Source organism: Pseudomonas alkylphenolica, from assembly GCF_004025535.1.
GTDB classification, from domain to species: Bacteria; Pseudomonadota; Gammaproteobacteria; order Pseudomonadales; family Pseudomonadaceae; genus Aquipseudomonas; species Aquipseudomonas alkylphenolica_A.
Window position 1 is genome coordinate 141,787 of the sequence record NZ_QJRG01000034.1, and the last position, 12,727, is coordinate 154,513.

Here is a 12,727-nt window from a genome sequence, read left to right on the forward strand (position 1 = left end):
GCGCAGTCTGCCCCGTCGCGCGGACAAAAAAAAGCCCCGCAACACGGGGCTGAAGATCTAACGGATGAAGGAGCAGCGTTGCTTAGAACACGTACTGGGCGCGCATCACGAAGCCGTCGCCATCGTCGTCGCCATTGGCGTTCTGTGCGTTGTCGACTTTGGTTTTCACGTACACGCCACTGATCTTGATCGATTCGTTGGCGTACCAGTTCAGACCCACGTTGTGCACTTTGCCTTCGATATCGTCGATGTTGGCGAAGGCGCCGTTGTCATCGTCGGTGCTCAGGTGGTCATAGCGATAGAACACTTCCCAGGCGCCGATCTGCTTGTTCGAAGGCTTGATGCCATCGAACTTGCCAAGCTTGTAGCCACGGGCTTCGCCGGTGAGGGTGTAAGCCAGTTGACCGTAGTAACCTTCAGACTTGATGTCGGAGAAGGCGTCGTCGTCAGCCTGGGTCTTGCGCTTGATGTATTCACCCTGTGCCGAGAACGGGCCCATGGCCCAGGCCGCTTCCAGACCCCAGGCAGAGTCGGTGTCGAATGCGCCGGCCGGGGTGTTGTTGGCACCACCCAGGGTCAGGCGGTTACCGTTGGTACCGGCATCCTGACCACCATCGGTGCTCACACCGCGCATGCCCAGACGGCTGCGGATACGGCCGTCAAAGGCGGTGTCGGAAAGGTCACGCTGAGCGTAGTTGACGCCAAAGTGCAGTACGTTGCCCGCTTCGTGCATAGGGGCAAAAACGCCGCGCAGGTTGAACTGCTTGGTGCTGTCTCCATCTTTGTCCTGGTTGGTCGCGTCCTTGGCAAAGGCACCGATCGAACCGTACAGCGAGTCACCCGCGTTGCCCGAAACCTGGATACCCATGCCGCCGTTGTGGGCGTTGGTCCAGTCGACCAGGTCGTAGGCGGCGGTACGCTCTTGAGCGGTAACCCACTTGGAGCTGGTGGCTTTCTCCAGACCGAATTCAGGGTCGAAACGACCGACTTTGATCTGCACCGGCTTGAAGCCGTTGTAGGCCAGGGACGCTTCGTCGAAGTAGCCGTCTTCGGAGCGGTTGTCACCGCCGGAGTTGTGCGAGAAGTCGTAGTTGATCTGGTAAGCCCAGTCGGTGTACATCACACCGCCCAGTTCCAGGTAAGCACGGCGGAAGTAACCGGCGTCGGCGTTGTTGCCATTGACGGTGTAGAAACCGTCGAAGGTGCTGTAGTCAGCCTGAACACGACCGCCCAGCTTGAAGCTGAATTCCTTGTCGGTGGTAGCGACCTCGAGGCCACCTTTGGTCTTGACTACGATATCGGCGCCGTCGGTAGTCACGGTACCCGCGAAAGCCTGGGCGGTAACGGCCATTGCCAAGGCGCTGGCTGCGAAACCTGCGAAGTGCTTACGGATCATCGAAGAAGCTCCCCTACTTTATGGTCTTGATAATGTTGGAAAAACACGCGGCTTGGGCCACTTGTGCTGGGGAGCGATCTTGGCGGGGGGGTATTTCAGATCAGTGGCTTTTATATAAATCTTTTATGACAAGGGAACTTTTTACTTCGAACGCGCATAAGCAGAAAAGCCCCGTTGCAGGGCCTTTCCAAGGTGATTTCAGGGTGTGTCGTCGCTGCGTTGGGCGGCCGTCATGCGCTGGACGATTTTCTCGACATCGTCTACCGGGGCTTCCGGTAACGCCTTGATCGTCGCCTGGGTCAGGCGCATCTGCTTGATGAAGCACCGGCAGTTTTTGCAGAACAACAGGTGCTGGCGCGCCAGCAGGTTTTCCCCGAGGGTGAGCTGCCCATCCAGGTAATCGCTGGACCGCGCGACCAGTTCCTTGCATCTCAGCATTGGCCTGTTTCCTCAAAGTGTTCCAGGGTGGCAAAAACCTTCAGGCGCGCCCGGTGCAACAGCACGCGAACATTGGAGAGCGAAATGCCCAGAAGATTACAGATCTCCTCCAGTTCCAGGCCTTGGCGCTCACGCAGCACCAGCACACTGCTTTGCAATTGCGACAGGCTGAGCAAGGTGTGTTCCAGGCACTCGCGCAGTTCGTCCTGGCTGAGCAAGGCCTCCGGCGAGTCTTCATGCCAGGCCGATGGCGCCAACAGCCAATGGCCGTCACCGGCAAAGCGCTCATCACCGACCGTGCCATGCGGCGACGGCAAGTCATCGAGCAGCACTTCGCGACGATTCTGCTTGTAGCGGTTTTTTGCCGCATTGGCGGTAATGGTCAGCAGCCAGGTCTTGAGGCTGGAACGCCTCTGGAATCCCGGCAGGCCGCGTACCACGGCCAACCAGGCATCCTGTACCGCTTCGTCAGCCTGACGGCTGCCGAGGATCGCGTACGCCACGGCGCGCATGGCGCCCTGGTACGTGGTTACCAGCTCGCTGAATGCCTGTTGATCGCTGCGCAACAGGCGTTCGAGCAGGTGTGTTTCATCATCGACCGACATTGCCACCTCATCCTGAACGTATGCAATGGACGCCGAGGCATGCGCGTTGTTACAGGCTGATCAGCTACACGGCCGGATCAACGCTTGCGCAAGATCACGCTACCGATCGAATAGCCGGCACCGAACGAACTGAGTACCCCCAGCGAACCCGAAGCCAGGTCATCCTGGTGTTTGTGCAGGGCGATCACCGAGCCTGCCGAACTGGTGTTGGCGTAGCTGTCGAGAATCACCGGTGCTTCGTCTTCAAGCGCATCGCGACCCAGCAGCTTCTTGACGATCAGGTGGTTCATGCTCAGGTTGGCCTGGTGCAGCCAGAAGCGTTTTACATCGCTGACACTGATGTTGTTCTCGGCCAGGTGCTGGCCGATCAGCTCGGCGACCATCGGGCAGACTTCACGGAACACCTTGCGGCCTTCCTGCACGAAGAGTTTGTCGGGGGCACCGATCCCCTCCTCGGCGGCACGGTTGAGGAAGCCGAAATTGTTGCGGATATTGTTGGAGAACTGGGTCAGCAGCTTGGTGCTGACAATGTCGAACTGATGGGCCGACGTCGCCAGGTCAGCGCGTTCGACCAGTACGGCAGTGGCGGCGTCACCAAAAATGAAGTGGCTGTCGCGGTCACGGAAGTTCAAGTGGCCGGTGCACACCTCGGGGCTGATCACCAGCACCGCACGGGCCTGGCCCAGTTGCACGCTGTTGCAAGCAGTCTGGATGCCGAAGGTCGCCGAAGAGCAGGCCACGTTCATGTCAAAGCCAAAACCGTTGATGCCCAGGGCCTGTTGTACTTCGATGGAAATGGCCGGATAGGCGCGCTGCAGGTTGGAACAGGCGACGATCACCGCGTCAACATCGGCAGCGGTACGACCGGCGCGTTGCAGCGCCTGCTCGGCAGCCGCCACGGCCATCTGGCAGAGGATCGACGGTTCGTCGTTGCTGCGCTCAGGCAGGCGCGGGGCCATGCGCTTTGGGTCGAGGATGCCGTCTTTGTCCATGACAAAGCGGCTCTTGATTCCCGAAGCCTTCTCGATGAATGCAGCACTGGACTCGGCCAGGGCCTGCACTTCGCCGCGCTCGATGGCCTGGGCATTGTCAGCGTTGAACTGCTGCACATAAGCGTTGAAGGATTCCACCAGCTCTTCGTTGGAGATGCTGTTGGCCGGGGTGTACAGGCCGGTGCCGCTGATGACGACGTTGTGCACGGTCGTTCCTCTGTTCGGGGCCACTGCCCGTTCGGCAATGGCCTGTCTGATCACGTTATTGGCACCAAGGTACCAAGTTGACCTGGCAATGGCCCCTGCTGAACAGGCTCACTGCACAGTGCTGCATGCTGGCGCTGCGCCCGCCAGGTGAAAACCTGCGAACGCAGCGAATATCGGCCAAGTGTGCCACAACTACAGGGGTTTAGGCTTCCACCAGACTCCATTGCTTGCTCAGTCGCTTGTCGGAAACCGGCACCTTGGTGCCCAGTTGCTGTGCGAACAGCGACACCCGATATTCTTCCAGCCACCAGCGGTAGAGTGTCAGTTGCTCGTCGCGCTTGCCTTCCTGGGCGTGCTTGTCGGCGCGGGCCTTGTACTGGCTCCACAAATTGCCCAGTTCACTGCTCCAGACCCGGTCTTTCTGAACCTGGGAACCCAGCTTCTCCAGGCGCAACTCAACGGCCTTCAGGTAGCGTGGCAACTCCTTTAGCCACAACCCTGGCGTTTCGCGGACGAAGCCCGGGTACACCAGGTTGCTCAGTTGCAGCTTGATGTCGTTGAGGGCCACGGCCTGGGCCAGGTCGATCTTGCCCTTGAAGCGCTTTTGCAGGCCATGCCAGAGCTTGAGGATGTCCAGGGTCAGTCGTGCCAGACGCTCGGCGTGCTCGGCCCATCTGCCACGTTTGCGCTCAGCCAGCGAAGCCAGCCCCGCACCATCACGCGGCAAGGTGCTTTCACCCTCGAGGATGCAGCTGTCGAGACTGGCCAGCAGGATGTCTTCCACCAGCGCTTCGATACGCCCCAGCTCGCGGTACAACAGGCCCAGTTCGGTCAATCCCGGCAGTTTGCCGCGCAGGAACTTCGCCGGCTCGGCCAACTGCTGCAACAGCAGGCGCTGCAAGGCGCGGCGGTGCTGGAACTCGGCTTCGGCCTGGGTCGAGAAGCGCCCTTCCTTGACGGTACCGTTGTCTTCGACCAGTGCCGGATACACCGTCATCGACAGGCCGGCAATCTTCTGCTGGGCTGTCTGCGCCACCTGGGCGAAGGCCTTGGCCTGTACCGGCTGCTGGCTCTTTTCGGTCTGCGGCACCGCCAGTGCGGCCTGGCTGGCGGCAACAAAGCGCGCGGTCAATTCGGTCAGATCACGGCCTTCGCCAAGGAACTTGCCCTCGCCGTCGACGACTTCCAGGTTCATCTTCAGGTGGCTGTCCACCTGCGCAGCAGCTTCGGCCCAGGCCTCATCGCTGACCCGCGCGCCGGTCATGCGCAACAGTTCACGCCCCAGCGCCTGGGGCAACGAGCCTTCGGCAAAGGTCATGCGTTGCAGGGCAGCCTTGACGAAATCCGGCACGGGTACGAAGTTCTTGCGCAGCGCCTTGGGCAGGTTGCGCACCAGGGCAATGCACTTGGCTTCCAGCAGCCCCGGCACCAGCCACTCCAGACGCTCGCCCGGCAAGCTGGGCAGCAACGGCGCAGGTACCCGCACGGTAACGCCGTCGCGCGGATGGTTGGGCTCAAAGTGGTAGCTCAATGCCAGGCTCAGGTCGCCCAGGCGCAAGGTATCGGGGTACTGTGCGGCAGTGACTTCGCTGGCCTCGCGTGCAAGGACATCCTCCTCACGCATGATCAGCAGCTGAGGATCTTTCTGGCTGTTGACCCGGTACCAGCTGTCGAAGGTGGCGGTCTGATGGATTTCTGCCGGCAAGCGCGCTTCGTAGAAGCCGTAAAGGGTCTCTTCATCGGCAAGAATATCGCGGCGTCGCGCTTTGGCTTCGAGCTCGTCCAGCTGTTCGAGCAGGCGCCGGTTGGCAGTCAGGCATTTGGCTCTGGACTGGATCTCACCACCCACCAGCGCTTCGCGAATGAACAGCTCCCGCGACATCACCGGATCGATGGGCCCGAAGTGCACCGGGCGGCGCCCCACCACAATCATGCCGTACAGGGTGACCTGTTCGAACGCCACCACCTGGCCACGCTTCTTCTCCCAGTGCGGTTCAAAGTGATTTTTCTTGATCAGGTGCGTCGCCAGCGGCTCGATCCAGTCCGGTTCGATCTTGGCCACCATGCGCGCGTACAGCTTGGTGGTTTCTACCAGCTCGGCGCTCATGATCCACTGTGGTCGCTTCTTGCCCAGCCCCGAAGACGGATGTACCCAGAAGCGGCGCTGACGGGCCCCCAGGTAGTCACCATCTTCGGTTTTCTGACCGATCTGGCTGAGCAAGCCGGAGAGGATTGCCTTGTGCAGTTTCGGATAGTCCGCCGGCTCTTTGTTGATGCTCAACTGCAGGTCGCGGCAGATCAGGCTCAACTGGCGATGGGCATCGCGCCATTCACGCAGGCGCAGGTAGTTGAGGAAGTTCTTGCGGCACCAGTTGCGCAGCGGGCTGGCGGTCAGGGCCTGACGTTGCTCTTCAAACCCGCGCCATACATTGACCAGCGCGGCGAAGTCCGAGTCGGCATCTTTCCACTGCGCGTGCGCCTGGTCGGCCGCCTGCTGACGCTCGGGCGGCCGCTCGCGCGGGTCTTGTACCGACAAGGCGCTGGCCACGATCAGCAGTTCGCTGAGGCTGCCCTGCTTGGCCCCCTCCAGCAGCATGCGCCCCAGGCGTGGGTCCACTGGCAGGCGGGCCAGTTGGCGACCAAGCGGGGTGAGCTGGTTCTCGCGGTTGACCGCCGAGAGCTCTTGCAACAGGTTGAAACCGTCGCTGATGGCCTTGCCGTCCGGCGGCTCGATGAACGGGAAGGCATCGATCTCGCCCAGGCGCAGGTGGAGCATCTGCAGGATGACCGCCGCGAGGTTGGTCCGGAGGATTTCGGGGTCGGTAAAGGCCGGCCGCGCATTGAAGTCTTCTTCGCTGTACAGGCGCACGCAAATGCCTGGCTCGACCCGGCCACAGCGACCTTTACGCTGGTTGGCACTGGCCTGCGACACCGCCTCGATGGGCAGACGCTGCACCTTGGCGCGGTAGCTGTAGCGACTGATCCGCGCGGTACCGCTGTCGATCACGTAGCGAATGCCCGGCACGGTCAAAGAGGTTTCCGCAACGTTGGTCGCCAACACCACGCGACGCCCCGGATGGGACTGAAAAATCTTCTGTTGCTCGGCCGGCGACAGCCGCGCATACAGCGGCAGAATTTCGGTATGGCGCAGCTGGGCCTTGCGCAGCATTTCAGCGGCGTCACGAATCTCGCGCTCGCCCGGCAGGAACACCAGCACATCACCCGGCCCCTTGCCCTGACTACGTTCGTGCGCGGCAATTTCATCGAGGGTGGCCAGAATCGCCTGATCTACGGTCAGGTCATCCTCGATGCGGTTCCCCTCTTCGTCCTGCTCGCTGGTCAACGGCCGGTACCAGGTTTCCACCGGGTAGGTACGGCCGGACACTTCGATGATCGGCGCATCGTTGAAGTGCTTGGAGAATCGCTCAAGGTCGATGGTCGCCGAGGTAATGATGACCTTCAGGTCCGGACGACGGGGCAGCAGGGTTTTCAGGTAGCCGAGCAGGAAGTCGATGTTCAGGCTGCGTTCATGGGCTTCGTCGACAATGATGGTGTCGTAGCGCTCAAGAAAGCGGTCATGCTGGGTTTCGGCCAGGAGAATACCGTCGGTCATCAGTTTGACCAGGGTATTGGCATCGCTCTGGTCTTCGAACCGCACCTGGTAGCCCACCAGCGCACCCAGCGGTGTCCCCAGTTCTTCGGCGACGCGGGTGGCGACGCTGCGTGCAGCGATACGACGCGGCTGGGTATGCGCGATCAGGCCATGCTGCCCGCGCCCCAGCTCCAGGCAGATCTTCGGCAACTGAGTGGTTTTACCCGAGCCGGTTTCACCCGCGATGATCAGCACCTGGTGCGCGGCCAGTACCTTCTTGATCTCGTCACGCTTGGCCGCAATCGGCAGGCTGTCGTCGTAACGAATGCTCGGCACGCTGGCCTTGCGCGCAGTGACCTGGGCACAGGACGCCTGAACCTTCTCGACCCACTGTGCCAGCTTGGCCTCGTCCGGGCGCTTGCGCAGTTCATGCAGCTGCCGGCGCAAGCGATGGCGCTCGGCGATCATGGCGTGGTCGAGGTTTTTCAGCAGTTGATCGATAGCGTGGTCAGTCATGGGGGCTTATTAGTCGTGCAGGTGAGCCTGCTTTTTCATGATCGGCATAGGAAGGGCTGCGATTGTCGCAGATTTGCCCCCGCTCGGCACGGCCAAGGCTAAGCCGCTGATTGTTTAGCCGCGAACAACCTGAAGGTATACAAAGGCTGATTTAATGAACCTTCACCGGCGTGGGAGTATCCCGCCATGACTTCGCCCTTGCGTATGCCCCGCCCGCTGTTGCGCCCTTCGTTCCCGAAGGTACGGGCTCGCTCTGGCGAAAACCCGCTGGTTCATATCATCCTCGCCTTCTGGGCCTTGTGGCACTGCCGCCATGCCCGCCCACCAGACGCACCGCTCGCTCTGCACTGATCCGTGCGGCCCACCTGGCCGACCCTCATTGTCGATGACTGTCACCTCAAGGTGAACGCAGTCCTGTGCGCCTGATGGCGCGAGCGAGTACAGCATGCAATTTGCCCCCATTGAGCAGGCCCGAACGTTCCTGACCAACAATCCCGATATCGAGATGATCGAACTGTTCATTCTCGACGCCAACGGCGTGCCGCGCGGCAAGCTGTTGCACCGCGAAGAACTGCTGGCGGTGTATGAAAGCGGTCGGCCATTGCCCAGTACCATCCTCGGCCTGACCCTCAATGGCGACGACGTGGAGAACTCGGGCCTGGTCTGGGACGTCGGCGACATCGACTGCCGTGCCTACCCACTGGAAAACAGCCTGGTGCGCTTGCCCTGGCGGCAGATCCCGACCGCTGCGGTGCAGGTCAGCATGCACCCGAGTGAAGGCATGCCGGCGACCATCGCCGATCCACGCCACTTGCTGGTCAACGTGATCGATGCGCTCAAGGCCGAGGGTTACCACCCGGTGATGGCGTGCGAGCTTGAGTTCTACCTGCTTGACCAGAAGCGCGACAGCCATGGCCATCCGCAACCGGCGCTGGACAGTGACGGCGGCCGCCCGCGTGGCACCCAGGTGTACGGCTTGCGCGAACTGGAGCAGATCGAGCCCTTCCTCGCCGACCTTTACGCCGCCTGCAAGGCGCAGGGCATCCCGGCGCGCACAGCCATCTCCGAATACGCCCCGGGCCAGGTTGAAATCACCCTGGAGCATGGCGATGCCCTGCTGGCCATGGACCAGGCGGTGCGCTACAAGCGCCTGGTCAAAGGCGTCGCCCACAAGCACGGGATGCAGGCCTGCTTCATGGCCAAGCCCTTCGATCACCTCGCCGGCACCGGCATGCACATGCATGTCAGCCTGGCTGATGCCGACGGCAACAACCTCTATGCCAGCGAAGACAAAGCTGGCACGCCGCTGCTGCGCCAGTCCGTGGCCGGCATGCTCAAGCACCTGCTCGATTCGTTGCTGCTGTTCTGCCCGAACGCCAACTCCTATCGGCGCTTCCAGGCCAACAGCTATGCCCCGCTGGCACCGACCTGGGGTGTCGACAACCGCACGGTGAGCCTGCGCGTGCCTGGAGGCCCGGCCAATAGCCGACATATTGAACACCGTATCTGTGGCGCCGACGCCAACCCGTACCTGGCAGCTGCGGCCATCCTCGCCGGCCTGCACCACGGTATTCGCCAGCAGCTCGACCCGGGCGCCCCGGTCGAAGGCAACGGCTATGCCCAGGCCAAGGAACTGCTGCCCACCGACTGGCTGACCTCGCTCAAGGCACTGGAAACCTCGGAGTGGGCGCGCGAAGCATTCGGTGAGGCCTTCCTCGGCGTCTACCTGGCGGTCAAGCGTGCCGAGTATCGACAGTTCATGGCCGAAGTCGGCGAACAGGACTGGCGCTGGTACCTGACCCAGGCCTGATCCCTTTTATTTTTGCGCCAAGGATTTTTTATGAACGCAGCCGTAACCACCGGCACAGCCCAGCGCAGTGCCTCCTACTACACCGCCAGCCTCAACGACACCACTCAATACCCGACCCTCAAAGGTACGGTGAAAGTCGATGTGGCAATCATCGGCGGTGGCTTTACTGGCGTAGCCAGTGCCGTCGAACTGGCCGAGCGCGGCCTCAAGGTCGCCATTGTCGAGACCAACCGCATCGGCTGGGGCGCCAGTGGCCGCAACGGTGGCCAGGTCACCGGCAGCCTCTCGGGCGACGAAGCCATGCGCAAGCAGATGCGCGAAAAACTCGGCGAGGACGTCGATGACTTTATCTGGCACCTGCGCTGGCGCGGACACCAGATCATCGAGCAACGCGTGGAGCGCTACGGCATTGATTGCGACCTCAAGCGCGGCCACCTGCATGCCGCGATGAAGCCTTCGCACATCAAGGAGCTGCAGGCCTTCGAAGCAGAAGCACAGCGTCGCGGGATGGGCGACCAGGTGCAAATGCTCGGCCAGAAAGCCATCGCCGAACACCTGCAAAGCCCACTGTACCTGGGCGCCCTGAAGAACCGCCGCAACCTGCACCTGCACCCGCTCAACCTGTGCCTGGGCGAAGCCCGCGCAGCCCACAGCCTGGGTGCATTGATCTTTGAAAATTCCGAGGTGCTGGATATTGTCCATGGCGATAATCCCGCCATCGTCACCGCCCAGGGCCGGGTCGAAGCCAAGCAGATCCTGCTGGCCGGCGACGTGTACCACAAGCTCGAAAAGCGCCAGCTCAAGGGCAAGATCTTCCCGGCCATGGGCGGCATCGTCACCACCGCTCCGCTGGGCGACCTGGCAGCGCAGATCAACCCGCAGGACCTGGCGGTGTATGACTGCCGTTTTGTTCTCGACTATTACCGCCTGACTGCCGACGGCCGCCTGCTGTTTGGCGGCGGTGCCAACTATTCTGGGCGTGATTCGCGGGACATCGCCGGTGAGCTGCGCCCCTGCATCGAGCGAACCTTTCCGGCGCTCAAGGGCGTGCCGATCGAGTTCCAGTGGAGTTGCGCGATGGGCATCGTGGTCAACCGCATTCCGCAGTTGGGCAAGCTCTCGGACAATGTCTGGTACTGCCAGGGCTACTCCGGGCACGGCATCGCCACCAGCCACATCATGGGCGAAATCATGGCCGAGGCATTGACCGGTACCTTGCAGAAGTTCGATACGTTTGCAGGCTGCAAGCACATCAAGGTGCCCATGGGCGATGTACTGGGCAACCCGCTGCTGGCGGCGGGGATGTGGTACTACCAGATGCTTGAGAAACTGCGCTAACGCAATCGCCGGCAGCCGGCTCCTACTCATCCGGGTAGGAGTCGGCTGCCGGCGATATTGCAGGTCAGGCGATCTTTTTCAGACCGAGCTTTTTCAGCTCTTCATCGCGCAGTTCACGACGCAGGATCTTGCCAACGTTGGTGGTCGGCAGGGCATCGCGGAACTCGACGTAGCGTGGCACCTTGTAGCCGGTGACGTTGGCGCGCATGTGCTCCATCACCTGCTCTTTGGTCAGGGTCACACCTGGCTTGGCCACGATGAACACCTTGATCACTTCACCGGACTTCTCGTCCGGCACGCCAATGGCCGCGCATTGCAGCACGCCCGGCAGGGTTACCAGCACATCCTCGAGCTCGTTCGGGTAGACGTTGAAACCGGAAACCAGAATCATGTCTTTCTTGCGGTCGACAATGCGCATGTAGCCGTCAGGCTGGATCAGGGCAATGTCACCGGTCTTCAACCAGCCATCGCTGTCGAGGATTTCGGTGGTGGCTTCCTGGCGCTGCCAGTAGCCCTTCATCACTTGCGGACCTTTCACACACAGTTCACCAACTTCACCCAATGGCAACTCGGCCCCGGCGTCATCGATAATCTTGCACAGGGTCGACGGCACAGGAATACCGATGGTGCCGACCTGATTCTGCTCTGCCGGGTTGACGGTCGCTACCGGGCTGGTTTCGGTCATGCCGTAACCTTCACAGATGGCGCAGCCGGTTACCGCTTTCCAGCGCTCGGCAACACTCATCTGCAGGGCCATGCCCCCTGACAAGGTAATCTTCAATGCCGAGAAATCCAGATTGCGGAACGCTTCGTTGTTGCACAGGGCCACAAACAGGGTGTTCAAACCGACAAAGCCGCTGAACTTCCACTTCGACAGCTCCTTGACCATCGCCGGCAAATCGCGCGGGTTGCTGATCAGGATGTTGTGGTTGCCGATCAGCATCATTGCCATGCAATGGAAGGTAAAGGCATAGATATGGTAAAGCGGCAGCGGGGTGATCAGGATCTCGCAACCTTCATTGAGGTTGGCGCCCATCAACGCCCGGCATTGCAGCATGTTGGCCACCAGGTTGCGGTGGGTCAGCATGGCGCCCTTGGCGACACCCGTGGTGCCACCGGTGTACTGCAGCACGGCAACATCATTGCGGTCGGGGCTGGCTTCTTTTACCGGCTTGCCTGCACCTTTGCTCAATACATCATTGAACTTCAGCGCGTTGGGCAGGTTATAGTCCGGGACCATCTTCTTCACGTACTTGATCACGCTGTTGATCAACAGGCGCTTGACCGGTGGCAGCATATCGGCCACTTCGGTGACAATGACGTGCTTGATCTGGGTCTTGGGCACCACTTTCTCGGCGAGGTGCGCCATGTTGGCCAGGCACACCAGCGCCTTGGCACCGGCGTCGTTGAACTGGTGCTCCATTTCCCGTGCGGTATACAACGGGTTGGTGTTCACCACGATCAGGCCCGCGCGCAAAGCCCCAAAAACTGCAACTGGATATTGCAGGACATTCGGCAGTTGCACCGCGATGCGGTCGCCCGGCTGCAGGTCGGTATGCTGCTGCAGGTAGGCGGCAAACGCCCCCGACAGCTCATACAGCTCGCCGTAGGTAATGGTTTTGCCCAGGTTGCTAAAGGCGGGTTTGTCAGCAAAGCGTTGGCAGGACTGTTTCAATACTGCCTGGATATTCGGGTACTCGTCAGGATTGATTTGTGCCGCAATCCCGGCTGGGTACTTATCCTTCCAAAAATTTTCGATCATGGAAGCCCACTCCTTCAGCAACAGCGAATTCTTCACCGCAGTCGATGCGATTATTATTGATATAAGATTAC

8 protein-coding genes are annotated in these 12,727 nt (G+C 61.0%); 2 read left to right on the forward strand and 6 right to left on the reverse strand.

Features of this window, described 5'->3' with window-relative positions; genetic code table 11:
* Nucleotides 1-82: 82 nt before the first annotated feature.
* The 5 genes from DM813_RS04665 to hrpA all read right to left on the reverse strand — a co-directional run bounded on the left by DM813_RS04665 (nucleotide 83) and on the right by hrpA (nucleotide 7,746).
* On the reverse strand, nucleotides 83-1,396 hold the full coding sequence (locus tag DM813_RS04665) for an OprO/OprP family phosphate-selective porin (RefSeq protein ID WP_128322258.1): 1,314 nt from the start codon (nucleotides 1,394-1,396) through the stop codon (nucleotides 83-85).
* 198 nt (nucleotides 1,397-1,594) lie between these two features.
* Nucleotides 1,595-1,834 carry a zf-HC2 domain-containing protein gene (locus tag DM813_RS04670; RefSeq protein WP_128322259.1) on the reverse strand — a complete coding sequence of 80 codons (240 nt, stop codon included), beginning with the start codon at nucleotides 1,832-1,834 and terminating at the stop codon, nucleotides 1,595-1,597.
* Nucleotides 1,828-2,439, reverse strand: a complete 612-nt coding sequence (locus DM813_RS04675; RefSeq protein WP_128322260.1) for an RNA polymerase sigma factor — start codon at nucleotides 2,437-2,439, stop codon at nucleotides 1,828-1,830. The genes DM813_RS04670 and DM813_RS04675 overlap by 7 nt, the downstream gene beginning before the upstream one ends.
* A gap of 77 nt (nucleotides 2,440-2,516) precedes the next feature.
* Nucleotides 2,517-3,638, reverse strand: coding sequence for a beta-ketoacyl-ACP synthase III (locus DM813_RS04680; RefSeq protein WP_128322261.1), 1,122 nt, complete (start codon nucleotides 3,636-3,638; stop codon nucleotides 2,517-2,519).
* Nucleotides 3,639-3,840: 202 nt separating this feature from the next.
* Nucleotides 3,841-7,746 carry an ATP-dependent RNA helicase HrpA gene (hrpA, locus tag DM813_RS04685; RefSeq protein ID WP_128322262.1) on the reverse strand — a complete coding sequence of 1,302 codons (3,906 nt, stop codon included), beginning with the start codon at nucleotides 7,744-7,746 and terminating at the stop codon, nucleotides 3,841-3,843.
* 445 nt (nucleotides 7,747-8,191) lie between these two features.
* Here hrpA and DM813_RS04690 point away from each other — a divergent pair, with 445 nt between their 5' ends.
* Complete coding sequence (locus tag DM813_RS04690; protein ID WP_128322263.1) at nucleotides 8,192-9,556, forward strand: glutamine synthetase family protein; 1,365 nt, start codon at nucleotides 8,192-8,194, stop codon at nucleotides 9,554-9,556.
* 30 nt (nucleotides 9,557-9,586) lie between these two features.
* Nucleotides 9,587-10,894: an NAD(P)/FAD-dependent oxidoreductase gene (locus DM813_RS04695; protein ID WP_128322264.1), complete on the forward strand. Its 1,308-nt coding sequence runs from the start codon at nucleotides 9,587-9,589 to the stop codon at nucleotides 10,892-10,894.
* 64 nt (nucleotides 10,895-10,958) lie between these two features.
* Here DM813_RS04695 and fadD1 read toward each other — a convergent pair whose 3' ends face one another.
* Nucleotides 10,959-12,656 carry a long-chain-fatty-acid--CoA ligase FadD1 gene (gene fadD1 / locus DM813_RS04700; RefSeq protein ID WP_128322265.1) on the reverse strand — a complete coding sequence of 566 codons (1,698 nt, stop codon included), beginning with the start codon at nucleotides 12,654-12,656 and terminating at the stop codon, nucleotides 10,959-10,961.
* Nucleotides 12,657-12,727: the final 71 nt, after the last annotated feature.